General features: G+C 67.2%; 27 protein-coding genes and 3 tRNA genes. 20 read left to right on the top strand and 10 right to left on the bottom strand.

Going from position 1 to position 22,878, the window contains the following annotated elements:
* Window positions 1-73: 73 nt before the first annotated feature.
* The 4 genes from ACTWLT_RS02445 to ACTWLT_RS02430 form a co-directional block, all read right to left on the bottom strand.
* A tRNA-Met gene (locus ACTWLT_RS02445) sits at window positions 74-146 on the bottom strand.
* Window positions 147-170: 24 nt separating this feature from the next.
* Window positions 171-243: transfer RNA gene (locus ACTWLT_RS02440), tRNA-Thr, on the bottom strand.
* Between the two features lie 93 nt (window positions 244-336).
* Window positions 337-2,865 (bottom strand): putative bifunctional diguanylate cyclase/phosphodiesterase, encoded by a 2,529-nt coding sequence (locus tag ACTWLT_RS02435; protein ID WP_445316956.1) that lies wholly within the window; start codon window positions 2,863-2,865, stop codon window positions 337-339.
* A gap of 59 nt (window positions 2,866-2,924) precedes the next feature.
* Window positions 2,925-3,098 carry a hypothetical protein gene (locus ACTWLT_RS02430; RefSeq protein WP_252418855.1) on the bottom strand — a complete coding sequence of 58 codons (174 nt, stop codon included), beginning with the start codon at window positions 3,096-3,098 and terminating at the stop codon, window positions 2,925-2,927.
* 408 nt (window positions 3,099-3,506) lie between these two features.
* On the opposite strand from ACTWLT_RS02430, the gene ACTWLT_RS02425 reads away from it, so the two are divergent.
* Window positions 3,507-4,121: a hypothetical protein gene (locus tag ACTWLT_RS02425; protein ID WP_445316955.1), complete on the top strand. Its 615-nt coding sequence runs from the start codon at window positions 3,507-3,509 to the stop codon at window positions 4,119-4,121.
* Window positions 4,122-4,198: 77 nt separating this feature from the next.
* Here ACTWLT_RS02425 and ACTWLT_RS02420 read toward each other — a convergent pair whose 3' ends face one another.
* Window positions 4,199-5,389 carry an epoxide hydrolase family protein gene (locus tag ACTWLT_RS02420; RefSeq protein WP_445317047.1) on the bottom strand — a complete coding sequence of 397 codons (1,191 nt, stop codon included), beginning with the start codon at window positions 5,387-5,389 and terminating at the stop codon, window positions 4,199-4,201.
* A 261-nt stretch (window positions 5,390-5,650) separates the two neighbouring features.
* Here ACTWLT_RS02420 and ACTWLT_RS02415 point away from each other — a divergent pair, with 261 nt between their 5' ends.
* Window positions 5,651-5,908: a zinc finger domain-containing protein gene (locus tag ACTWLT_RS02415; protein ID WP_445316954.1), complete on the top strand. Its 258-nt coding sequence runs from the start codon at window positions 5,651-5,653 to the stop codon at window positions 5,906-5,908.
* Window positions 5,909-5,997: 89 nt separating this feature from the next.
* On the opposite strand, the gene ACTWLT_RS02410 is transcribed toward ACTWLT_RS02415, so the two are convergent.
* Window positions 5,998-6,081, bottom strand: a tRNA-Tyr gene (locus ACTWLT_RS02410).
* 147 nt (window positions 6,082-6,228) lie between these two features.
* Here ACTWLT_RS02410 and ACTWLT_RS02405 point away from each other — a divergent pair.
* Window positions 6,229-6,723: a YajQ family cyclic di-GMP-binding protein gene (locus tag ACTWLT_RS02405; protein WP_252418850.1), complete on the top strand. Its 495-nt coding sequence runs from the start codon at window positions 6,229-6,231 to the stop codon at window positions 6,721-6,723.
* Between the two features lie 182 nt (window positions 6,724-6,905).
* On the opposite strand, the gene ACTWLT_RS02400 is transcribed toward ACTWLT_RS02405, so the two are convergent.
* Window positions 6,906-7,376: a hypothetical protein gene (locus ACTWLT_RS02400; protein WP_445316953.1), complete on the bottom strand. Its 471-nt coding sequence runs from the start codon at window positions 7,374-7,376 to the stop codon at window positions 6,906-6,908.
* 227 nt (window positions 7,377-7,603) lie between these two features.
* On the bottom strand, window positions 7,604-7,981 hold the full coding sequence (locus tag ACTWLT_RS02395) for a hypothetical protein (RefSeq protein ID WP_445316952.1): 378 nt from the start codon (window positions 7,979-7,981) through the stop codon (window positions 7,604-7,606).
* 730 nt (window positions 7,982-8,711) lie between these two features.
* Here ACTWLT_RS02395 and ACTWLT_RS02390 point away from each other — a divergent pair.
* From ACTWLT_RS02390 to ACTWLT_RS02375, 4 genes are all read left to right on the top strand, one after another.
* On the top strand, window positions 8,712-9,533 hold the full coding sequence (locus ACTWLT_RS02390) for a phosphoribosyltransferase (RefSeq protein ID WP_445316951.1): 822 nt from the start codon (window positions 8,712-8,714) through the stop codon (window positions 9,531-9,533).
* Between the two features lies 1 nt (window position 9,534).
* Window positions 9,535-10,413, top strand: a complete 879-nt coding sequence (locus tag ACTWLT_RS02385; protein ID WP_445316950.1) for a DNA-processing protein DprA — start codon at window positions 9,535-9,537, stop codon at window positions 10,411-10,413.
* A 408-nt stretch (window positions 10,414-10,821) separates the two neighbouring features.
* Window positions 10,822-11,172: a hypothetical protein gene (locus ACTWLT_RS02380; protein WP_445316949.1), complete on the top strand. Its 351-nt coding sequence runs from the start codon at window positions 10,822-10,824 to the stop codon at window positions 11,170-11,172.
* A gap of 572 nt (window positions 11,173-11,744) precedes the next feature.
* A complete protein-coding gene (locus ACTWLT_RS02375; RefSeq protein WP_445316948.1) occupies window positions 11,745-12,293 on the top strand; it encodes a DUF4262 domain-containing protein in 549 nt (182 codons plus the stop codon).
* A gap of 103 nt (window positions 12,294-12,396) precedes the next feature.
* On the opposite strand, the gene ACTWLT_RS02370 is transcribed toward ACTWLT_RS02375, so the two are convergent.
* Window positions 12,397-12,876 (bottom strand): NUDIX domain-containing protein, encoded by a 480-nt coding sequence (locus tag ACTWLT_RS02370; protein WP_445316947.1) that lies wholly within the window; start codon window positions 12,874-12,876, stop codon window positions 12,397-12,399.
* 19 nt (window positions 12,877-12,895) lie between these two features.
* Complete coding sequence (locus ACTWLT_RS02365) at window positions 12,896-14,053, bottom strand: helix-turn-helix domain-containing protein (RefSeq protein WP_445316946.1); 1,158 nt, start codon at window positions 14,051-14,053, stop codon at window positions 12,896-12,898.
* A 203-nt stretch (window positions 14,054-14,256) separates the two neighbouring features.
* Here ACTWLT_RS02365 and ACTWLT_RS02360 point away from each other — a divergent pair, with 203 nt between their 5' ends.
* The 13 genes from ACTWLT_RS02360 to ACTWLT_RS02300 all read left to right on the top strand — a co-directional run bounded on the left by ACTWLT_RS02360 (window position 14,257) and on the right by ACTWLT_RS02300 (window position 22,857).
* Entirely contained in the window at window positions 14,257-14,577 is a 321-nt protein-coding gene (locus ACTWLT_RS02360) for a hypothetical protein (RefSeq protein ID WP_089003163.1), read from the top strand.
* Window positions 14,578-14,813: 236 nt separating this feature from the next.
* Complete coding sequence (locus ACTWLT_RS02355; RefSeq protein ID WP_445316945.1) at window positions 14,814-15,740, top strand: hypothetical protein; 927 nt, start codon at window positions 14,814-14,816, stop codon at window positions 15,738-15,740.
* Window positions 15,741-15,825: 85 nt separating this feature from the next.
* Window positions 15,826-16,683 (top strand): FtsK/SpoIIIE domain-containing protein, encoded by an 858-nt coding sequence (locus ACTWLT_RS02350; RefSeq protein WP_445316944.1) that lies wholly within the window; start codon window positions 15,826-15,828, stop codon window positions 16,681-16,683.
* Window positions 16,680-16,889, top strand: a complete 210-nt coding sequence (locus ACTWLT_RS02345; protein WP_445316943.1) for a hypothetical protein — start codon at window positions 16,680-16,682, stop codon at window positions 16,887-16,889. The genes ACTWLT_RS02350 and ACTWLT_RS02345 overlap by 4 nt, the downstream gene beginning before the upstream one ends.
* Window positions 16,890-16,974: 85 nt before the next feature.
* Complete coding sequence (locus tag ACTWLT_RS02340) at window positions 16,975-17,415, top strand: DUF6197 family protein (RefSeq protein WP_445316942.1); 441 nt, start codon at window positions 16,975-16,977, stop codon at window positions 17,413-17,415.
* Window positions 17,412-17,708, top strand: coding sequence for a hypothetical protein (locus tag ACTWLT_RS02335; protein WP_445316941.1), 297 nt, complete (start codon window positions 17,412-17,414; stop codon window positions 17,706-17,708). Before ACTWLT_RS02340 ends, ACTWLT_RS02335 begins: the two co-directional genes overlap by 4 nt.
* A complete protein-coding gene (locus ACTWLT_RS02330; protein WP_445316940.1) occupies window positions 17,708-18,112 on the top strand; it encodes an RRQRL motif-containing zinc-binding protein in 405 nt (134 codons plus the stop codon). The genes ACTWLT_RS02335 and ACTWLT_RS02330 overlap by 1 nt, the downstream gene beginning before the upstream one ends.
* The gene (locus ACTWLT_RS02325) at window positions 18,112-18,819 is read left to right on the top strand and encodes a hypothetical protein (protein ID WP_445316939.1); all 708 of its coding nucleotides are present in this window, start codon (window positions 18,112-18,114) and stop codon (window positions 18,817-18,819) included. Before ACTWLT_RS02330 ends, ACTWLT_RS02325 begins: the two co-directional genes overlap by 1 nt.
* On the top strand, window positions 18,816-19,082 hold the full coding sequence (locus ACTWLT_RS02320; protein ID WP_445316938.1) for a hypothetical protein: 267 nt from the start codon (window positions 18,816-18,818) through the stop codon (window positions 19,080-19,082). Before ACTWLT_RS02325 ends, ACTWLT_RS02320 begins: the two co-directional genes overlap by 4 nt.
* Window positions 19,082-20,884: a replication initiator gene (locus tag ACTWLT_RS02315; protein WP_445316937.1), complete on the top strand. Its 1,803-nt coding sequence runs from the start codon at window positions 19,082-19,084 to the stop codon at window positions 20,882-20,884. Before ACTWLT_RS02320 ends, ACTWLT_RS02315 begins: the two co-directional genes overlap by 1 nt.
* Before the next feature lie 21 nt (window positions 20,885-20,905).
* Window positions 20,906-21,094: a helix-turn-helix domain-containing protein gene (locus tag ACTWLT_RS02310; protein WP_445316936.1), complete on the top strand. Its 189-nt coding sequence runs from the start codon at window positions 20,906-20,908 to the stop codon at window positions 21,092-21,094.
* A gap of 14 nt (window positions 21,095-21,108) precedes the next feature.
* On the top strand, window positions 21,109-22,323 hold the full coding sequence (locus ACTWLT_RS02305) for a tyrosine-type recombinase/integrase (RefSeq protein WP_445316935.1): 1,215 nt from the start codon (window positions 21,109-21,111) through the stop codon (window positions 22,321-22,323).
* Window positions 22,324-22,470: 147 nt separating this feature from the next.
* A complete protein-coding gene (locus ACTWLT_RS02300; RefSeq protein ID WP_445316934.1) occupies window positions 22,471-22,857 on the top strand; it encodes a VOC family protein in 387 nt (128 codons plus the stop codon).
* Window positions 22,858-22,878 lie beyond the last annotated feature (21 nt).

Raw genomic sequence — 22,878 nt, 5'->3', positions numbered from 1 at the left:
GCGCGGACATGCAAAGTGGGCGCCAGTGGCGCCCATCCCCACGACCACCGAACTGAAGCCCGGAAGACGAGAGTAGCGGTGGCCGGACTTGAACCGGCGACACAGCGATTATGAGCCGCTTGCTCTACCATCTGAGCTACACCGCCGCGGTGGGTCCAGCTGAACCCTCGAGCCCCCTTACGGAATCGAACCGTAGACCTTCTCCTTACCATGGAGACGCTCTGCCGACTGAGCTAAGGGGGCCTGCGCGATCTCCCCGTGGGGCGCGCAGAAGTAAGAGTACACGGCCGGGCTCGGCAGGTGAAATCGGATCCCCGGTGATCGTCTAGGCCCAGCTCAGGGCACGACACGAAGGCGCGGAAGCTCCGAACCGGAGATCGTTTCGGGGTCGGCCTGGGCGCCGAACCACGCGGCCAGCCGCTCGTACGGCAGGGGCCGGCTGAACAGGAAGCCCTGACCGATCTCGCAGCCGATGTCCTGGAGCAGCTCCAGGGTCAGCTCGCTCTCCACGCCCTCGGCGACCACGGCCAGGCCGAACTGCTGGGACAGGGTCACCACCGCGTTGACGATCGCCAGGTCCCCCGGGTCGGTCGCCATGCCCTGCACGAAGGAGCGGTCCACCTTCACCTCGTGCACCGGCAGCCGCCGCAGGTGCGCCAGCGACGAGTCACCGGTGCCGAAGTCGTCCACCGACAGCCGGACGCCGAGATCGCGCAGCCGGTGCAGGGTTGGAATGGGCCGGTCGGTGCCGTCCAGCACCCCCGCCTCGGTGATCTCCAGGGTGAGGCTCTGCGCCGGCACCCCGTACTCGGTCAGCAGCTCCTGCACCCGGTCCGGGAAATGCTGGTCGGTGAGCGTCCGCGCGGACAGGTTGACGGCGACGGGCAGCGGATGGTCGGCCTGGGCCCAGTCCCGGCTACGCCGCAGCCCCTCCCGGAGCACCACCTCGGTGAGCCGGCTCAACTGGCCGGTGTGCTCCGCCACCGCGACGAAGTCCTCCGGGGCGACCGTGCCGTGCGTCGGGTGCTCCCACCGGGCCAGGCACTCGACACCGACCAGCCGACGCTCCCGCAGCGTCACCTTGGGCTGGAAGTAGACCTCCAGCTCGTCCTGGTCCAACGCCCGGCGCAGGTCGCCGGCGAGGCCCAGCCGGCGCAGCGACCGGGACTCCAGCGCCGGGTTGAACAGTTGCACGCTGCCCGGCACCGACTTGGCGGCCGTGGCGGCCAGGTCGACCCGGAGCAGCAGGGTCGCCGCGTCGCTGCCGTGATCCGGGTGTACGGCCACCCCGACGGCAGTGTCCACATCGAGGGTGAGGGCGTCGAAGACCATCTCGTCGCGGATCTGGTCGCGCAACTGGCCGGCCAACTCCAGCGCCGCGTCGGCGCTCTCCAACCGCAGCGTCACCAGGAACTCGTCGCCGCCGACCCGGCCCACCAGGGCCGACGACGGCGCGCTGGCCCGCAACCGGTTGGCGACCTCGGCGAGGACCTTGTCCCCGGCCGCGTGGCCGAGGGACTCGTTGACCTGGCGCAACCCGTCCACGTCGAACAGCAGCAGCGCCACCACCTCGCCGGGCGCGGCGATCTTGACCGACTCGTCCAGCGCCCCGGTGATGCGGCGGCGGTTGGGCAGCCGGGTCAGCGCGTCGTGGTACGCGTCGTGCCGTAGCCGGTCGACCAGCCGGGAATTCTCCAGCGCGACCGCCGCGTGCGCGGCCACGGTCTCGAAGATGGGGATGTCGCCGGGGGCGAAGTGGCCGATGTCGCTGAGCCGGTTGGCCACCTCCAGGGTGCCGATCACCGCCTGCCCGGAGCGCAACGGCACCACGATGACGTCCTTGATCTGGCGGGCGCTGATCTCGCCGCGAAGGGCGCTCTCGTCGCCCAGCAGACGCCCCATCGACAACGTCTTCGCCAGGTCCCGCGCCCGCTCCCGCAGGATCGCCGGGGTCGGCGCGACGTCGAGCAGCCCCGGCGTGTCGACCCGGGCGGTCAACAGCACCTCCGGGTGCCGGCCCTGGGCGGGCAGCCAGAGGGTGGCGGACTCCGCCTGCATGAGGGCACGGACACGGTCGAGCAGGACGTCGGCGAGGGAGCCGTCGGCGCCGCTGGTCGTGATCAGCCGGGCCAGGTCGTACATCCCGGTCAGGGTGCGGTGCTGCCGGAAGAACTGGGCGTAGGACCGGTAGACCAGGGCGAGGGCGGCGAAGAGGGCCGCCAGCAGCAACGCGGACCACCAGGTCGCTTCCAGCGCGATCAGGACGAGCAGACCGACCGAGGCGTTGATCGAGGTGGTGAGGAACACCGACGGGGTGGTCCGCAGAGCCTCCCGGCCAGCCTGCCAGCCCTGCAGCAGCACGTGCACGCCGACGACGGAGACGAGACTGACCAGGGTGATGGTGTTGACCGCGAGGAAGAGGCTGCCCCACGTCCCCGGGCCCACACCCTGCAACGGTGGCAGTTGCAGAAGGAGCAGGCTGGCCAGCGACGTGGCCGCCGCGGCCTTCGCGACGTTGAACCAGAACTTCGCCGGCGGGAAGCGCTGCGAGGCGCTCCAGATCAGCGAGGCGAGCGTGTAGATCAGGACCACGGTCAGTGGTGGCAGGAAGAACAGCGCCACCACGAGAGGGATCTCGGTGAGCGTCACACCGACGGACTGGCGACGGACGACGAAGTTCAGCACCGGAATGCTGATGCCGGTCATCGCCAGGAAAATCAGGAACGCCAGCCCCCAGTCCCCGTACGGAGGACGGTCGGAGATGACGCTGATGGCGGTGCAGCAGAGGATGGCGACCAGGGCCAGCGGGCCGGTGATTAACCAGGCGTGGTCCGTGGACTTCCGTCGTTGGTCACGCCTGGCCATACCGCTCCCTCTGAAAGACGTCGCCCGTCGGTACTGCCCTCACGGGCGACGACCGCGAGTTACCGGGAGGCGTCCACGCCCCAGACGACGTCACCCAAACCCGCACCCCAAACGACGTCGGTGAGCTGAGCGTTACCTGCGCCGGAGAGGTAGTCGGTGCCGAGCAGTCCTCCGAGGACAGCGGCGAGCACGAGGAGCGAGCCAAGCAGTCGGCCCAGTCTTCGACCAGACATGTTTGCTCCTGTCGGGGAAGTGTCACAGGGATGGTGGAGGTTCCACGATCGTGCCACACGGTCGGTACGCAGAAAAGCGGTGAGTGTTGGACCGGTCCGAGCGTTGCGAAGGTTGCGCCCTTCGGCCCAGTGCCCCTCGACGTGCCGGGCCAGATCAGGGGTCCTTCCTGCGACATCAGCGGTTCACCCAGCGCTTGATGCGACCTTCAGCACAATTCACCCACGCCGCTCGGACGTCCTCCGAGCCGATCCCACCCAGTCACCCTGCGTGACGAATTCGATGGTCTGGAAGCGCGCCGACACGAGCCCAGACATCGACCACCATACCCGGTTATCGCATCCGCACAAGAAGGCGGACGCGACAAGTCGGGGCGAGATGGCGCGGTGGCGGGGGGCTACGGTTCCGAGGTGATCAATGACGCGGGCTCGCGGCTGGGAGTCGCGGCGGCGCGGCGGCTGGCCGCTCTCGGCTGTTGCCGGATCGACAGCGGCCTGACCGACGCGGAGTTCGACCGCATCGAGCGCGAACACGGCTTCGAGTTCGCCGACGACCACCGCGCCTTCCTGGCCGCCGGGCTTCCGGTGTGGCAGCCGTACGAGGAGGGCCAGACGTGGGAGCAACCCTGGCCGGACTGGCGCAACGCGGATCCGGAAGCGCTTCGCGAGCACCTGGCCTGGCCGGTCGACTGCCTGCTCTGGGACGTCCAGCACGGGCACTGGCGACAGGAATGGGGCGACCTCCCCGAGACGACGCAGGAGGCAGTCGCGGTGGCGCGGCTACGGCTCACCGACGTCCCGGCGATGGTTCCGGTGTACGCACACCGGTTCCTGCCCGCCGGGCGGGGAACCGCCGCTCACCCGGTCTTGTCGATGCGCGGATGGGACATCATCTACTACGGCACCGACCTGCTCGACTACATCGGCCAGGAGTTCCAGGAACCACGCCCCGACCGGGCCGACGACTGGAACCCGCAGGCCACCGTCCCGTTCTGGCGCGACTACCTCCGGGCATCGGACGAGTGAGCTCGGCGGCACCGGCCTTCGACCCGCGCGGCGGCCCACTGGCCAGGCGGTCACCACGAACCGGAGCGGACTCAGGGCTAGCGCAGCGGCCGGAAAGCGGCCCGCACCTCGGTGGAGAAGACCTCCGGCTGCTCCCAGGCGGCGAAGTGGCCGCCGCTGTCAGCCTCGTTGAAGTACGCCAGGTTGGGGTAGACCGCCTCGACCCAGCTACGGGGGGCAGCCCAGATCTCGTCGGGGAACGTCGTGAAGGCGACGGGGACCGAGACCGGCGGAGGAGTCTGGCCGGCGGCAGCGGCGGCGGCCTGGGTCCGTCCGGCTTCCCAGTACCAGCGGGCGGACGAGGCGCCGGTGCCCGTCAACCAGTACAGCGTGATGTTGTCGACGATGGTGTCCCGGCTGAGATTGCCCACGGGCGTGCCGTCGACGAACGCGCGGGACATCTTGTAGTAGCTGTCGGTGTCGTGGTCGAGCATCCAGGCCGCCAGCCCGACCGGTGAATCCAGCAGCGAGTAGCCGACCGTCTGCGGTCGGGTGGACTGCTCCAGGAAGTAGCCGAAGCCGTCCTTCATGAACGTGTTGAGCGCGTCGTGCGCGGCGCGCTCCTGCTCGGACCCCGCCGGCAGCTTGTCCTTGATACCGATCGCCCCGGCGAGCAGGTTGAGATGGATGCCGAGCAGCCCCTCGGGTGCCTGGCGGCCCATCGCGTCCGTGACGGAAGCGCCCACATCGCCCCCCTGGGCGACGTAGCGCGTGTAGTCGAGGCGACGCATCAGCTCCGCCCACGCGCGGGCCATGCGGGCGGAGTCCCAGCCGACCTCGGTCGGCTCGCCGGAGAAGCCGTAGCCGGGCAACGACGGCAGCACCAGGTGGAAGGCGTCCTCCGCCCGTCCGCCGTGCCCGGTCGGGTCGGTGAGCGGGCCGACCACCCCGAGCAGCTCGACGACCGAGCCCGGCCAGCCGTGCGTCATGATCAGCGGCAGGGCGTTCTCGTGCTGCGACCGCACGTGGATGAAGTGGATCTCGACGCCGTCGATGACGGTCGTGTACTGCGGCAGGGCGTTCAGCTTCGCCTCGACCGCACGCCAGTCGTGATCGGTGCTCCAGTAGCGGGCCAACTCCTGGACCGTCGCCAACTGCACGCCCTGGGAGCGATCGTTGACCAGCTCCCGGGTGGGCCAGCGCGTCGCAGCGATCCGGCGACGCAGGTCGGCGATCACTTCGTCCGGTGTGTCGAGCCGGAAGGGTCGGATTTTGTTGTCGCTGGACATGTTCTCCACCTGCCGGATCGGGTCGACCAGCGCAGCGGCGCCGGCGAGGCTGGCACGCGCCCAGTTTCGCACCGGCCCGGCGGCCGGCGGACCGGAACGCGGTTTCGCGCCTGGGTCCGGTCCGACCGCGACCGCGGACTCCGACCAGGGAAATTGCACCGTTCACGGTGGCGGGTTTCCGGGCCGTGCAGCGCCGTCGGGCCGAACGGGCCAACCGCGGTTGGTCGGTTACGGGTCGCGCCGCGCAGGAACGAGGCTGCCATGTCCGAGCCCATGGAGGAGCGTGCGAAAGATGCGGTGCGCGACGTCCATCGGGCCGCCACCCGGCACCAGGACGAGGGTCTGCACCAGTCGGCGGTGGAGATCAGCCGCATGGCGGGGGAACTCGGGCATGATCCGGGCTCGGTCGAGGATTGGCGGGCCTGCCCGGTGTGCGGGGCAGAACCGGGGGCGAGCTGCATCCGAGTGCCGGGGCACGACATGGTCGAGGGAGTGCACCCCGAGCGGACTACGGAGTAGGACGCGGAGAGGGGAACGACCGCCAGCCCTCGACTCACGAAAACGGCCCCGGAGTGCGTTTCCGCAGCTCACGGGGCCGTTTGTGCACCTGGTGGCGGGTAGAGGATTCGAACCTCTGTAGCTTTCGCGACGGATTTACAGTCCGCTCCCATTGGCCGCTCGGGCAACCCGCCAGGGCACCCCACCGCGTCGCAACGCGGCGGCGGAAGCAAGGATAGCGGCTCACCCCGGCACCGGTGCAACCGGGTACGGTCAGGGGGTCGTGCCGCTGGTCGGCGGCCGACGGAGGGCCCAGACCGCCGGACAGCAGGAGTGGAAGCATGGCAGCGAACCCGTCGTTCGACATCGTGAGCAAGGTTGACCGCCAGGAGGTCGACAACGCCCTCCGCCAGGCGGAGAAGGAGCTCTCGACGCGGTTCGACTTCCGCGGCACCGGTGCGGAGATCTCCTGGTCGGGCGAGGAGGCCATCGGCCTCCAGGCTGAGACCGAGGAGCGGGTGCGCGCCGCGCTGGACGTGTTCAAGGAGAAGCTGGTCAAGCGGAACATCTCGCTGAAGTCGCTGGACGCCGGCGAGCCGCGTCCGTCGGGCAAGATCTTCAAGATCGACTGCAAGGTCATCCAGGGCATCGAGGCGGACAAGGCCAAGGCGATCAGCAAGAAGATCCGCGACGAGGGCCCCAAGGGCGTGCAGGCTCAGATCCAGGGCGACCAGCTGCGGGTCACCGGCAAGAAGCGGGACGACCTCCAGGCGGTCATCTCGCTGCTCAAGGGTGAGGACTTCGGCGTCGCCCTCCAGTTCAACAACTACAGGTAAGGCGGCTCCGGCCGCCCTGGCCATCGGGCCGACCACGCCTTGTCACGTGGGCAGACGTCGTCATCAGTGGTCGTCGTTCGTCGCTCGCGATCGGCCTCCGACGGCCTGGTGACGGCCTGGGCCTGGTCCTCGTCGCCGGCGCGGTCCAGCCCGCTCTGGCCCCTCGCTTGTAAGTGGGGCCGCTATGCCACCGGGTCAGGGGCCGTGGTGTCAAAGCCTGCTTGCTCGGTGTAGAGAATCGCTCCCCACCGGTCAGAGGTGAGCCTGTGCATGGTTCGGACAATCCTCCAGTCGAGCAGGTAGCCAGACGTAGTGATCTCCGCAAGCGCGTCACAGAGAGTCAGGTCGACGGGACCGCCCTGGCGGAGTCCGTGGTCGACGGCATTCTTCACGCTGTCGGGTCGGGTAACTACGCGCAGGGCAACAGGAGTCGTCTGCTCGCCGGCGGCCACGGCTGCCGGATAACGTACGCGAGCTTCCCCTGCAACGTCGCGGTCGCTGGACAACCGGCACGATGCCCAACCGACGCCGTCGCCGGCCGGCGTAGCAGTGGCGACCGGGCACCGCGCTCGAAGCTCCGTGACCAGCTCGTCGAGGAGACGCTGCGCCACTGGCTCGCCGGACCGCAGGAATAAGGTCATCACTTCCGCCATGGCCATATCTTTGCTGGCCCTTCACCCTGCCCGGTACTCGCCAGGCGCCCGTAGGTTGGGGAGTTGAACCGGAACCTAGAGCCCCGATCGGTCCACCAGCAGGAACGGCGCTCGACGGCTGCTCGGACGCCGTCCGACGCTGCCATGACTCATCATTGGGTGACAACATTGACGGTGTCTTGTGCCCCCTGTGTGCCCCAGACCGCCGCCGCTGCCGGTTCCGGAAGTTAGGCGACTGCTCCTCCATCGCTGGGCCGGAGCCGGTCCCACTGCGGGTCGAAGCAGATCAACCCTCGCTCTGCCGCCATCCTGGCCGCCTCGGCCGACACCTCCTCGCACATGCTGTACCTCATCGCGAAGTAGATGATGGGGCCAGAGGCGTTACCGATCATGGGACCGTCAGACCACGGGCTGACGTCCTCCTCGTCCTCGGTCATGTCGATCCACCGCTCAAGGAGCGCATGGACGTAGGCCCGGATACGCGGTTTCGGAGGTGTCTCATCCTCCGCGTCGATGTACTTGCGGTACAGCTGCTGGAAGACCCGACCGCCCTCGCCATCGTCTGTGGGCTCGTCGCCCTCCCACACCGCCAAGTCGTAACTCACGCGGGGAGTGTGCCAGTAAGCGGATGTCAGAGGAGGCCCCGGCTGGTCGTTGCGTCCGGCCTGGACACGTCAGTCGCCGCTGTCGGCGGCACTGCCTCAGGGGACTTGAACCCTGAACCCCTCCGGCCTTGCGGCGATCATTATCAATGGGGCAGATCGACCGGCTGGCCTGGGGAAGGACTTGCGCTGCCTTGCAGCGATTGACAGCTTTTGCCGGCGTCACTTGTGCCCGCCTTGTGCCCGATGATCTTGTCCAGTCCCGTGTTGGTCATCGGCGACCCTAGCCAAGGAGGGGGGTGGTGTGCAGCCGTCGGGCGGCCTTCACTGGCAGACAACACCAGACAAGTCGGGATGAGTGCGAACGAGGCATCAACGCTAGTCGTTTGTCGAAGATCCGACTAATGACGTCCGCAGTCGCCGAGCAGCAATCCCGCACCGGACCGATGTAGACCTGACGAGAGTCACCGAAGAGATGATCAAAGGCGGCGTCAAGACTGGTCCAGTAGCCTCCTGAGCTGCCTAAACCAATCAGGATAGATCATCAGGTGAACCTTCTCGGGTTCCGCTTCGTACTGCAGTTCGATACCCTGCCATGCAGTATCTGCATATCAAGAGAGGAGGCCGACTCCCTGGGACTCTTACATCGTTGAGCTACGAACCCCCCAACGGAGGGTGCTCTTGTCGTAACGTCGTGTTTCACCCTTCCACGGCGTTAGCAGGAGCCGCTGACATGTTCATATGGCCAGCCTTCCACAGTGACAGTAGAGCGAACCGACTCAAGGCTTACGAGGTGGGAACCTCCGTGAACGCAGTACACCCGGCGCAGTGGGTGGACCTCTGCGGGCCTGAAGAGGTCGCCACCCAGCTGGAGCTGGTCTTTGCTTCCTCGGCTAAGCGTGTCGAGGTTCCGTCGGACCGGCGGGCGCAGTGGAGTCACCGCTTCGACTTCGATCAGGGACTGCCCGCACCGCTGGTCCCCATGCTGGAATTCTTGAAGAAGTACCTGAGCCTTGCCAAGATGCCTCATCTTGACGTGGGAATCGCCTTCGATTGGTACAAGGTCCCGGAAGACGGTGTCGAGTCAAGTAAGTGGAAGAACTCCAAGCCAGGGGAGCTCGTTCATCGAAGCAAATACTGGCGGGTTCCTTTCGCCCAGAGTCAAGCCCTGAAAAAACTCATCGACGGAACTGTCGCGGTGATTGCGGAACACCCTCTTCTCACTGCGAGCCCGACTGTGCTAACGGTTCCCGGATCGGCAGGGGATGGTAAGAGTGTCGGCGAGAGGTATGCAGCAGGCGTCGCGAGCAAAACCGGAAAAAATCTTGTTAGAACTACGTGCACCACAACAGGAGCGCGAAAGCAAGCCAAAGAATCAGGTTCCGCACACTTGGAAGGAACCTTCTTGATCGATTCGCCATTGAGCGGATCGGTTATTATTATTGATGATGTATGCCGCACTGGTGGGACATTCCGAGCAACAGCGCTAGCAGCTCGACAAGCAGGAGCCACCCACGTATTCGGCCTAGCAGCCGTCAGGACTTTAAGGAATTGACATGAGAGGTTCGAGGGTCATACCAAATGAGTCCCTAGTGTTGGGAATCACGGCTTTCGTTGACCCTAGGACACCCTCTCGTGTCTTTGCGCTGCTAAGAAATGAGGGTCGCGACGGCCTTCGGGCGCGTTTCGAGGCGCTCGACCCTTCTCGACAGGAGGAGATTCTCAAAAAAGCAGCCGAGATGGCTGAAAAGGGCATCGGTGCTCTTCTGTTCGGTGACGACCAATACCCGAGCAAGTTGGGCAAGCTCGCTTCCAGCAGCCCGATCCTTTTCTTTTGGGGAAACCCGGATCTATTAACAATCCCCGGCCTTGGAATGTGCGGTTCGCGGCAAGCCTCCGAATTGGGGCTCAAGGCGGCTATTGCATGCGGTGAAGAGGTACAGGAGCATGGTGTGGTAGTCGTCTCCGGGTATGCCAAGGGGGTTGACACAGAGACTCATCTCGCTGCACTGCGAGGTGGAGGCAGCACGATAGTGGTTCTAGCGGAGGGCTTTGACCACTTCAGGATCAAGCGCTCCTTCCCTCGCGAAATGTTCCGCAAGCAGAACGTCCTAGTGCTGTCTCAGTTCGCACCCCGTCAGCCCTGGACAGCCGGCGGGGCTATGACTAGGAACCGTCTTATTTACGGGCTTGGCTTGGCGTTGGTTGTGGTTGAGGCAGGCGAGAAGGGCGGGACGCTGGCTGCCGGCCAGGGTGCTTTGCGGAATGGCAAACCGGTCTTCGTGCTTGACTTCGACAATTCCACACCGGCAGGTAACCGGATGCTACTTGAAGACGGCGGCATACCTGTCCCTACACGCAAGAGGCTGGGAGCGGAGATCCGTAAGCTTCTAGACCGGCCACAGATGGTCCGACGGCAACTGTCGCTCATCTAGGTTACAGTCACACGCTCGGTCTACTCGCGGGAACCTGCTCAGCAGGCAAGCTAGAAGATCCGTAGGCATCGCCTATGGGTCAACGGATCGAAGTCGGCACGGTCCACCAACTGTGACACCATCGTCCAGGCTCGTTCGTTCAAGGTTCCCATCAGGCCACTTTCACGGCACTATGCAGTGATGGCATGGGAATGGGTGGGCCCAGTAGCTACATGCATTGCGGGCATCGGGGGCGTGGCCGGGACGGTCTGGACGGCCGGACAAGGCCGTAAGGCTCAAGTTGAGACCATGAGACTTCAATCTCAGAGTCAAAGATCTCAGGCATTGATATCCGAAAAGCGCGCCATCTATGCGAAGTACCTTAGATCGGCCGAATCGGCCATCAGCTCCTGCCAACGATTCCTTGTGATGAAGCAAACGATCCAAAAGATTGATGAGTCGCCGCATGGTCCGCAGGGCATGAGTATGCTTTCCGAACTGCGGGAGAAATTGCAAGCGGAAGACAAAGTATTGACTGCCTCCATGACTGAACTTAGCGGATCCAGAGCAGAGATCGCCATACTTGGAGGGCTTGCGATTGGAAATCTCGCAAGTAGACTTAATACCACAATATTCAATTATGCAACAAGTGGTGAATACGCTAGCATCAGCGAGGAGCTCTCTGCCCTGTCCATAGTGATGCACGCCGACATCGATATTGACAATCCTGCACGGGAACGAATCCTTGCTGAATTCAGTAGAAAGTCAACCTCGGCTTGACGTGATCTGGCGGTCACGGGTTCGCGCGGACGGCAGGAGGTCGTGGTGGGGATGCGGCGCGTGTACCCCGGGCAGGCCCCCGCCTGCCGGCAACGCCGGCCCGAGGGGTCGCAGAGGCTCCGGGGTCAAGGGCGGCCCGCAGGGCCGTCGCGCAGCGATGCGAAGCACCCTTGAGGTCGGAGGGGCGGCCCCGCATCCTCCGCGCCGCATCCCCACCACGGCCGGCGGTGACTCGCCCTGCGCGGCGGTACGACGACCGCCGCGCCCGGCCGGCTGCCGGCCCAGAAACCGCGACCACACTCGGCGCTACCGTCTGCGGCGGCCCCCGGGCTTCCCGCCCTCCGCGCCAGCCGCCGGGCGTTCTGCGTGGCCGGAGCGAAGCGGCAGCGGAGTGCAGGCCACGGGCCCTGGCGGCGGCGCGTGCGGCCCGTTCAGGGCCGCCTTGAAGACGTACAGAAAGTTTGAACCACTTCGCCGGCAGCCCGGCTGTCCGGTCTCGGGGCCTGCGTGACAGATCGGTATCAGGACGTCCGTGACACCGCTGCCACGAGGGCAGCCCGTACGATCGCGGCGTGAATCAAGTCGGGTCGCACTGCCGCTGCATCCTCTGCCACGACTACGGCGACTCCGACGATCGGCACCCGATGGAGCTGACCACGATCAGGCACGTCCAGCAGCACGGCTGGAGTGTCATGACGATTCCTGAGGACGACAAGGGACCTGGCTGGGCCTACACGATCGGACTCTGGCACACGCACCGGATGCCGGAACTCGCCATGTTCGGCCTGGATGTTGAGCTATCGCAGACGTGCCTCAACGAGCTGGGAGACAAGGCAAGCGGTGGCGTTCCGCTGGAGGCCGAGCAGGCACGCGACGATGTCATCAAGGGATACCAGGTCTATCTCAAGTCGATCGACTACCGCTGGTACAAGGCGTTCTTCGGTCGTGCCATCGCCTTCTACCGCCGGCCGCCCATCCCCTTCCTGCAAGTCGTCTGGCCCGATCGGCAGGGCCGCTTTCATTGGGACCGCAACAGCGACGAGCAACTCCACCGACGTCAGCCTCAGCTCTGGAACCGCCCCGACGACCATCCGGCGGGCGTCTGGACTCAGGACCTCTAGATCGTCTAGCCGGACGTGTCACCCACGTCTTGAGACCGATCTGTCACGCAGGTCCTGAGACCCGACATCGCCGGCGGCCGGCCGTCGTGGCCCTAAGCCCTGCTCAAAGCTTGGCGGGATCGGCGCCCTCTTCGAGATACGCAAAGCCTTGCTTCCGCGCCTGCATACTGGCCCGGAGCCGACGGGCGAGCCTCGGAATGGTCAGCTCGTCGAGCTGCCCGTCTTCCACGAACGCCCACTCCGCGATCTCACCGTCGCGGAAGGAGACGGCTGAGAGTTGGTCGGTGGAGAGCGTCCCGCCGTCGAAGATGAAGAGGACTTTGTCGCCCTCGTCTGGCCTGGGAGCCCAGTCGATCGTCAGAAGCGGTCCGATCGTGACTCGGAGACCCAACTCCTCGTAGACCTCTCTGGCGCAGGCCGACAACGGGCTCTCGCCCTCCTCGACATAACCGCCGGGGATGTCCCAGTGGCTTTTGTACGTGGGCCGAACCAGCATCAACCGGTCGCGCTCGTCAACGAAGAGCGCGCCCGCTGCCACCTTGGGAGTGGCCTGCGGACGCGCGTTCTGGGCTTGGTCGGTCACACTCTCGGACTCTACGGATCTAGGCCGTCACATGCACGCGCTGCGCCAGGCTAGCCAACTGGTAACTGGGGCGGCCTCGGCCGCGGCGCATCCAGTTCTGCACGAGCTGCCGGCTGATGGCGTGGTGGCGGATCTGCTCGGGTGCCTTCTGTTCGGCGGCGAGGACGACGGCCATCGCCTCGTCCGATCTGTTCCAGGCGGTGAGCGCCCGCGCGGTCTCCAGGGCGTGCCTCGCTTGCCGCTCGACCGGCAGTGCGGTGGTGTCGATGCGCGGTCCGAGGTCGATGGCAACCTGTACGTCATCGAGGTCCATCGCCGTCGTCACGCGGTGGATAGCCACGTTCGTCGGGCCGAACGCCGTCCAGAGGTGGTTGGCGTCATGACCGAGCCGCCGTGCGGCTTCATCCGCTTCGTTGAGAAACGATCGGACTGCCGCTCGGTCTTCGTCGCGGGCTGCGGCTACAGAGCCAGCCAGGAACAACGTGCCGTAGACCGACAGGTACTCGGGTGTTGCCTCTGCCATGCCGGGCTGCATGAACGCCGCCGCATCGCTCGTGAGCTGCTTTGCCTCGCGGTATCGGCCAGTGGAGAGCAGGGTGTGAGTCACTGAGCGGAACAGCGACCCAATGACGACCACGTCTCCGCAGCGTTGCGCCGCCGTGAAGCCCCGTTCGGCGGCGATCCATGCCAGGTCAGCTTCTCCGAGCTTCGTCAGTAGGACTGCGGCGGCTTGATAGGTGAGCGCCAGCAGCGCGAACGACTGTTCCAGCCTCTCCCCGTCGTGGGTCTGCGTCGCAGCCTGGCCGGCGGCAAGCGTCTGCGGCAACCGCGCGACGACGTACCCGTACCGCGAGGCTTGGTACGCATCCCACACTTGGGTGACCTCGGCGCGCAGCTGGGCCACCTCAGGTGCGTCGGCAACGGGTCCCGGCAGGAACGGCGTCAGCTGACGGTAGTTGAGCAGGGCCTCACGCAAGGCAGAAACCGTCTTCGTGCCGCTCTCGGCGTTCCAGTCGAGAAGAGTTGGCTCTCCCACCAGGTCGCCGAGGCTGACGTCTAACGCAGTCGCAACCGACCGGATGACCGACAGCCTGTCGAGCTCAATGCGGTTGTTCTCGACCTTGCTTAACCAGTCGACTGTCCGCCCCACGATGCCGGCCAGCACCTCTTGGGACATGCCCCTACGGCGGCGATACCACGCAATGCGCTCACCAACCGTTAGATCGTGACCGATGCCTCGCATGCGTCCATTGTCTCATGTCGACGGCTGCGAAGCCCCGGAAAAGTATTCCAGGTTCGGCTACTGACCTGGACATACCTTGGGGTCAGCACAGAGCAGTCGTCCAAAGGGGACGCGCTCAATACCCTCGGAGGTATCTCGTGAAGCTGTACGTGGACACCCAGAGCAAGCAGGTCCAGGTGACGAAGGACCCGGAGCCGAAGAACGACCAGAACGGCAATCAGCGGTCGGAGAAGAACACTGGCCGGCTCATGTGGTCGACCCAGGTCTTCGTGCTCGACGAGACTGGCGGCGAGATCATCACCATCACCACGGCGGGTGAGAAGCCGGGCGTGACGGTGGGACAGCTCGTCGCTGTCGAGCAGTTGGAGGCTATTCCGTGGGCGACCAACGGGCGTAACGGCGTCGCGTTCCGTGCGATCTCGCTGAAGCCGAAGGCTGGTACCTCGGCGGCTAAGTAGGTCCCCCGCTCACCGCGCTGTGTGAGCCCTGGTGTCCGAAACGCGCGAAAGCGGCCTGATGGTCCGCTGATCTGAGATCCAAGGTCCGGGAGTGGTTCCGACTCCTACATTCCCGGCCCGTCACCACGAACGGTGGTGGCATCCCCGCAAGAGCTGGCGCGGGGTCGGTCCGACTCCTACATCTGCCGACCCCGTGCCCTCCAACTCATCCACCCTCGTGCAGAGGAGGACTCGTCGTGTCCAAGTCTAGCCCCCGCCGTCCCTTCGGCGGCAGAAGCAACCAGACGGTGACGGTCATCGAGGCCAAGGTTCACCGTTCCTCGGCCCGCAACGCCCGGTTGGCGTTCATCCTCACGGCGGTCATCGTCGGCCTGTTGTCGGCCGTGGTGGCCGCTTCCTACATCCACCCGATCCTCGCCGTCTTCGTCGGCGCTCTCATCGGCGTACCGTCCGGCGGCGTCGCCTGGGTTCTCGTCCGGATCTGGCCGGTCCTGCGGCTGCTGTGGTGGTGGACCCCCGAGATCGGGCTCACCACGCTCCTCGGCCTCGGCTGGGTGCAACTGGCTAACAACACTCCAACCCTGGTGACCCTGCTCGTGGTCGCCCTGGTCGTCGGCGTTCCCGCTGCCATCCCCGCCATCCGCCGCCAAATCGTCGCCTGGACCTGGTGCCTCGTGGTGCGGCACCGGCTGCGCGTGTGCTTCGCACAGTTCATCATCGCCAACCAGTCCGGCAGCCTTCCGCTGATCCTGTGGGCTCGCCCCACCCCGGTTGGTGAGCGGGTCTGGGTCTACCTGCGCCCCGGCCTTTCGATGGCTGACCTGGAAGGCCGTCTCGACCGCATCGCGGTCGCCTGCCACGCCGCCACCGCTCTCATCGAGCGTGCCTCCGACGGCAACGCCGCCTACCTGCGGTTCGACATCAAACGCCGCGAAGTCCTCACCGCCCAGGTGAACTCGCCGCTGGTCGACGTCATCAACCCGGACACCCCCACCGCCGATCGGCCAACCCCGGTCATCCCCACGGCTCTGGACCTGCCCGACGTCGACGCACCCACCATCACCCTGCCGGCCCAGACCAAGAAGCCGGCCACCACCGCCAACGGCAGCAAGCCCGCGGCTTCCTCGGCACCTGACGCCGAGGACGTCTCCGACTGGATCTGACCCACCTCACCACCTGGACGCGGGGAGCCTCTGCGGCTCGTTCGTGTGGCTCTCCGCGCCCACCCACCGCCCAAGGAGGGCACTCATGACCACCACGACACCCGCCACCGTTGGCGCGGTTCCTGTGGGGCCTGGCCTGTCGATGTTCGACCCCATCTTCGTCGGCATCGACGAGTTCGGTCAGCCCGTCTACATCACCCTCGCCTACCGCAACCTCCTTGCCGGCGGCGAACCCGGCGGAGGCAAATCCGGCCTCCTGAACTGCATCGCCGCGCACGCCGCCCTCGCCGTCGACTCCCGGCTCGTTCTGCTCGACGGCAAGCTCGTCGAACTGGGGCAGTGGGAGGACTGCGCGGATGCGTTCATCGGCCCTGACATCACCGCCGCGCTGACCGTCCTGCGACGGCTCCAGCAGGTGATGAACAACCGCTACGCCTGGCTACGCGCCCACGGGCGCCGCAAACTCACCGCCGCCGACCGCCTGTCGGTCATCACCGTTCTGGTCGACGAGATCGCGTTCTTCTCCGCCACCGTCGGCAGCAAGCAGGAGCAGGAAGAGTTCGTCGCGCTCCTGCGTGACCTGGTCGCCCGGGGCCGCGCCGCCGGCATCCCCGTCGTAGCCGCCACCCAGCGGCCGTCCTTCGACATCATCCCCACCAGCCTGCGGGACCTGTTCGGCTACCGCGCCGCATTCCGGTGCACCACCCCGAACAGCTCCAACATCGTCCTTGGTCACGGCTGGGCCGAACAGGGCTACTCCGCCACCGACATCTCGCCCAGCAACCAAGGCGCGGCCTACCTCATCGCCGAAGGCGGCATCCCCCGCCGCATCAAGGTCGCCTACCTCACCGACACCCAAATCTCGGGCATCGCCGACTACGCCGCCTGGACCCGCCGCCCCGGCGGACTCAGCACCCCCGCCGGATTGGGGGTGGCGGCATGACCACCCGCGAGCGCGCCTACGCCCGCGCCAACAACCAGCGCGCCGCGCAGTTCACCGAACTGTGGATCACCGGCAGTCCCGAGGACATCGCCGCCCTGGTCCAGGCCGTCGCCCGCAGCGGCCGACTCGTCTACGCCTCCGCACCCACCCGCATGCCGGGTGACGACAACCGCCACCGCCGCTACCTGCGGCTACGCGCTCGATAGCACGGCCGACAGGACCGGATCTGCCTCGCAAGCTCGCCGGTCCTGCCGACCACCAACCAACAGCCCCCGAAAGGACGTGGTTGCCATGAAGGCTACCCAAAACCCACCCACCACCGTTCAGGTCACACCCGCTGACCTGCTGCGGATGGCTGCCCTGTACCTGCGCCGGCACGGCTGGCACCAGGGCACCTACTACGCCAAGAACCCCGACACCCTCACCCCGCCGGCCTGCGTCGCCGGGGCCATCGGCATCGCCTGCGCCGGACACCGCGTCGAGCACTTCTCCCAGCTCGACCCCGACGCCCTCGCCGACTACCTCGCAGCCCTGGGCGTGTTCGTCGACTACCTCGACACCACCGCCCCGCTCTTCTACATCGACGAGGACGACTACCTCCTCGACGAGCACACCTCCCCCTACTCCTGGAACGACGACCCCGCCCGCACCGCCGAGGACGTCATCACCGCCCTCCAGGCGGCTGCCGACGAGTGGGACTCCCTCCGCACCACCGGAGGTGAGAACGCATGAGCACCGTCAAGGCGTCCTTGACGCCATCCATCCCCCGGCAGAAGCGCCGGGACGTCGTCGAGAACGACCAGTTCGCCGGCTTCGCCCGACGCATCATCCGCGCCCACGGCCGCCGCGTCGCCACCGGCGACGTCGAAGCCCTGCGCGACCTGGTCGCCCTCTCGTCGGTCATCGACGACGCGATCGGTGAAGCCGTGATCGGCCTGCGGGCCTTCGGCTACTCCTGGGCCGAGATCGGTCAACGCCTCGGCATCTCCCGCCAAGCCGCCCAGCAGCGCTGGGGAGGCCAGTGATGACCGGCCTGCGCAGCGTCGACCTGGACCAGCTCGCCGACCGCACCGGCATCCGGGTCGAGTTCTACGACCCGGACGGCACCCGCTACGGGTTCCCCACCTTCCCCTACCAAGCCGCCCCTGACGGCCTGGCCACCCGACGGCAACTACGCGCCGCCGGCCTGCGCCCCGGAGGGCATGACCCGGTCGCCCAGATCCTTTGGCGACACCGCACCAACCGCCGGGTCGCCTATCTCTACCGCCTCGACCTCGCCGCACCCAAACGGGTCGCCACGCCCGCGCAGCGGGAGGCCATCGCTAAAGCGCTCCGTGCTCGCCGGACCTGCGGTGTCTGCGAGCAGGTCAAGCCCTACTACATCCCCCGCCGCTACGGCTGCTGCCTCGACTGCCACGGAGGCCACTGATGACCACCACTCCGGCCAGCGCCGGCACTCGTCTGGAGGGCCTGGTCCTGGTCCTCATCCTCATCGTCGTCGGCGGCTCCGCCGGTGCCGCCTCCTTCACCCACGTCCACGACTGGACCATGGCCAACAGCCCCGCCAACACCCCCGGATGGTTCGGCTGGGCCAACGCCGTCATCTCCGAACTCGTCCCCATCGCCGCCCTACTGACCATCCGCCGACGCCGCCGCACCGGCGCTCCCATCGGCTACCCGATGGTCCTGCTCATCGCCGCCGCCGGCCTCTCCCTCGCCGCGCAACTCGCCGTCGCCAAACCCGGCCCGTCCGGATGGCTCCTCTCGGCGGTTCCCGCGCTGGCGTTCATGGCCCTGGTCAAACTGGTCTTCGCCCCCGCGCCTGCTGCGCAGTCCATGACGGCTCCCTCTGAGCCGGCGCAGCCGATCCGCGTGCAGGTGGCCGAGCAGGTCACCACCGAGCCGGCACCACCGGCAGCCATCACCCCGGCCCCCGAGCCGGAACCCGTCGCCGTGTCGGCCTCGGAGCCGGTCGACGTCCCTGCCCACCTGCTGCCCACTGCCCGCTTCGCTGCCGTGCAGCACGAACAGGCCACCGGAGCACCCATCACCCCCGCCGAGCTGGCCGACCGGCTCGACGTCACCCCGGCCGTCGCCGGGAAGCTCCTCACCACCATCGGTGGTGGTGTCCGATGAGCATCTACCTGGTCGACATCGAGCAGGTCACCCACACCTGCCCCGCCTACCCCGACGCGCATCCGTTCGACATTCGCCGGACCCTGGTCGACGTCATCCCCGGTGGTCCCTGCCGGGCGCCGGTCGCCATCCGCTGCGGTGACACCACCGCCCTGATCCCGTGCCATCGGCACGAACCGGCCAAGCGCCAGTGCGTTGCCTGCCGGGTCATCGTCACCGAACGCACCATCACCACCCGCACCCTCACCGAGGTACGCGGCTGATGGCCTCGACGCTGGACCTCACACCCCGGACCTTCCCGGCCCGGGGTGTGGGCTCGAACGCCGACACCATCCCCGTCCACGACTACACCGCCGAAGGCTCCGCGTTCACCCGCGCCACCCAACCCGACTACTTCGGGTGGCTGGAACACGTCCGCGCCGCCGCCGGCTGCACCCGCCCCATCCGCCTCGCCGGCCAACTCCTCACCGTCGAGCAGAGCACCGGGCGGGTCCTCGACGCCCGGCACACCGACGCCATGCCCGACGCCGCCATCTACACCGCCTGCGGCAACCGCCGCGCCACCGTCTGCCCCTCCTGCGCCCACACCTACCAACGCGACGCCTACCAGCTCCTGCGCGCCGGCCTCATCGGCGGCAAAGGCGTCCCGGAAACGGTCGCCCAGCACCCGGCCGTGTTCGCCACCCTCACCGCTCCCTCGTTCGGCACTGTGCACCTCCGGGCGGTCAAGCGGCACACCTGCGGCAACCGGAAGCGCTGTGACTGCCGCGCTGAGCCGTGCCACGCTCGCCGCGACGCTGGCCTCTGCGAGCACGGCCGACCGGCTGTCTGCTGGGCGCGGCATGAGTCCGGGGACCAGGTGCTTGGGCAGCCGTTGTGCCTGGACTGCTACGACCACACCCACCAAGTCGTGTGGAACCTGTTCTCCGGCGAACTGTGGCACCGCACCAAACAAGCCGCGGAACGATGGCTCGCCAAACTCGCCCGCCGCCGAGGTATCCCCCGCGTCCACGTCGTCACCGCCTCCGGCAACATCCGCAAGGTTCCGCCGGTTCGGCTGTCGCACGGGAAGGTGGCCGAGTTCCAGGCACGCGGAGCGGTGCACTTCCACGCCCTGGTGCGCCTCGACGGGGTCCACCCCACCGACCCCACCTCCGTCGTCCCACCACCGGCCGGCTTCACCGTCGCTGACCTGGACGACGCGATCCGGGCTGCGGTCGAGCAGGTCAACTTCGCCACCCCGAGCCACCCCGACCAGCCGGGCGGGTGGTCGATCGCCTGGGGTGACCCGGGCAAGGGGCTCGACATCCGACCCATCAGCCTCACCGGAGACGGTGAGGTCACCGACAGCATGGTCGCCGGCTACCTTGCCAAGTACGCCACCAAGAGCACCGAGGTAACCGGGCACCGCTCCGTCAGGCTCGACGCCGACAGCATCGGCGACTACGCCGACCCCGACGGCGACCACACCGCCCGCCTCATCGACGCCTGCTGGCGACTCGGCCGACCCACCGGCACACCCGTCCCGCTCTCCGAGCGGCCCCGGGATCACCGGCCCACGCCCGGTTTCGTGGACCGCTGGGAGTGCCCCGACTGCGGCACCCACACCCGCTACGCCGCCTGCCCCGTCTGCGTCGCCCAGCGTCAAGCCGCCCTTGACACCCAATCGACCAGTAGACCGCAGGCCACCAATCCCTACGCCCGGCTGCGGCGGTGGGCGCACATGCTCGGCTTCGGCGGCCACTTCCTCACCAAAGCTCGCCGCTACTCGGTGACCTTCCAACTCCTGCGCGACACCCGCGTCGCCTTCCGACGCCACGAGGACCAGGACCAGGCCGACGAACAGACCGGCACCTTCCGCGCCGTCGACCACCTCGACGAGGACGACACGACGCTGATCGTCGGCACTCTCACCTTCGCCGGCGTCGGCTGGCACACCACCGGAGACGCACTCCTCGCCAACACCGCCGCCGCCCTCGCCCGCGAGCGACGAACCACCGGCCGCGAAGAACTCGCCCACGAACTCGGCACCACCCCGGCCGACACCGTGCCGGCTGCCGCCTGACCCTCGCCTACGGGAGACGACATGACCACCGCACAACCGCTCAAGCTCTGGACCGTCGAAGACGTATCGACCTACCTCGGCGTCCCGGTCCAGACCCTCTACACGTGGCGCAAGCGCCGGATAGGTCCGCCCGCCGGCCGTGTCGGTCGGCATCTGCGCTACGACCCGGACGTCGTCCGGGCCTGGTTCGAGCAGCAAGCCGCAGCCTGAGGGGAGGAAGGTCGTTGGCTCACGTCGAAGATCGCTGGTACAAGGTCGTTGTCCGCCCGGAGGGCAGGTCGGAACGGGTCAAGACCCCTCTTCATGGGAAGGGGCTTCGTTACCGGGTTCGGTACATCGCGCCGGATGGTCGGGAGCGGTCCAAGTCGTTTCCTGACAAGGAGAAACGGGCGGCTGAGGCATTCCTGGTTTCGGTGGAATCGGACAAGTTGCGGGGCACCTACATTGACCCGGCCGCCGGGAAGCTGACCTTCCGCCAGTACGCCGAGCAGTGGTTGGCCGCGCAGACCTTCGACGAGTCGACCCGAGAGGCGACGGAGCGGCGGCTACGTCGGCACATCCTCCCATTCCTCGGTAGCCGGTCCCTCGCCGCGATCCTGCCGACTCACCTGCGCGAGCTGGACCGCGCACTACAACAACGCGGCCTGGCGGCCACCTACCGCGTCGTCGCCTACAGCAATGTCGCCACGATCCTCAACGCGGCTGTCGACGACGGTCGGATCGCTCGCAACCCATGCCATGCGAAGACTGTCCGGCCGCCGAAGGTGCCGCCCCGCAAAGTGGTGCCCTGGTCCCGGGAGCAGGTGCTCGGCATCCGCACCGGCCTGCCGGCGCGCTACCGGGTCGCCGTCGATCTCGGCGCGGGCTGCGGACTTCGTCAGGGCGAGATTCTGGCCCTGGCCGTGGAAGACATCGACTTCCTTCGGGGCACCCTGCATGTGGTCCGCCAGTTAAAGATCGTGGGTAGCCGGCTCGTCTACGCCCTGCCCAAGGGGCGCAAGACGCGAGACATCCCATTGCCCGCGTCGGTCGGGACAGCCCTGACCGGTCACCTGGAAGCATTCCCTCCGGTGCCGGTGACGCTGCCGTGGGAGGTGCCCGGCGGTCCTCCGGTCACCGTCAACCTGGTCGTCCACGGGCGCACAAACGTCGCCATGGACCGGCACACGTTCAACCGGGACTACTGGCATCCAGCACTGACGGCTGCCGCGATCCAGTCCTCGCGGGCCACCGGAATGCACGCGCTGCGGCACTTCTACGCCTCGGTGCTGCTCGACGCCGGGGAGAGCGTCAAGGCGCTGTCGGAGTACCTGGGCCACTCCGATCCCGGCTTCACCCTGCGCACCTACACCCACCTGATGCCGACCAGCGAAGACCGCACGCGGCGCGCTGTTGACAAGGTACTCGGGTCGCCCTCGGACGGCCTGGCGACGGCCTGACGGCGATCATGGCGATGTTCTGGCTGGTGGCAGGCGGTATCCCTCCAGTTCAACAACTACCGCTGAGCCGGCGCTGGTCTCGCCCGCTTCGACCAGCGCGGTCCAGCCGGACAGCGCGGGCCACCGCGACCTCCTATGGTGGTACGTATGTTCGATACGGCGCTCGTCAATCTCTACACGTCCGACATCGAGGCGGGGATCCGCTTCTACCGGGACCTGCTGGGGTTCACGGAGACGTTCCGGACTCCCACCGAAGGGGTCCCGGAGCACGTGGAGCTTCGGCTCGGCGGGTTCACCGTCGGCCTCGGCACGGTCGAGGCGGCCAGGAGAGCCCACGGTGTGACGGCGGAGCCGGGCAGGCCAGCCATGGCGCTGGTGGTGTGGACACACGACGTCGACGCGGCCTTCGAGAGGCTGGTTGCCGCTGGTGTGCCTGCGATCCAACCGCCACACGACGCCGGCAACGGTAACCGCAACGCCCTGCTGCGCGACCCGGACGGCAACCTCGTGGAGATCGTCGCCAAGGTCGGGTAACGCGGCCAGGACCGCCCCACC

The sequence above is a fragment of the Micromonospora yongxingensis genome (assembly GCF_052601155.1).
The sequence above is the reverse complement of the archived record's forward strand: the minus strand, read 5'-3'. Positions and strand labels throughout refer to the sequence as shown.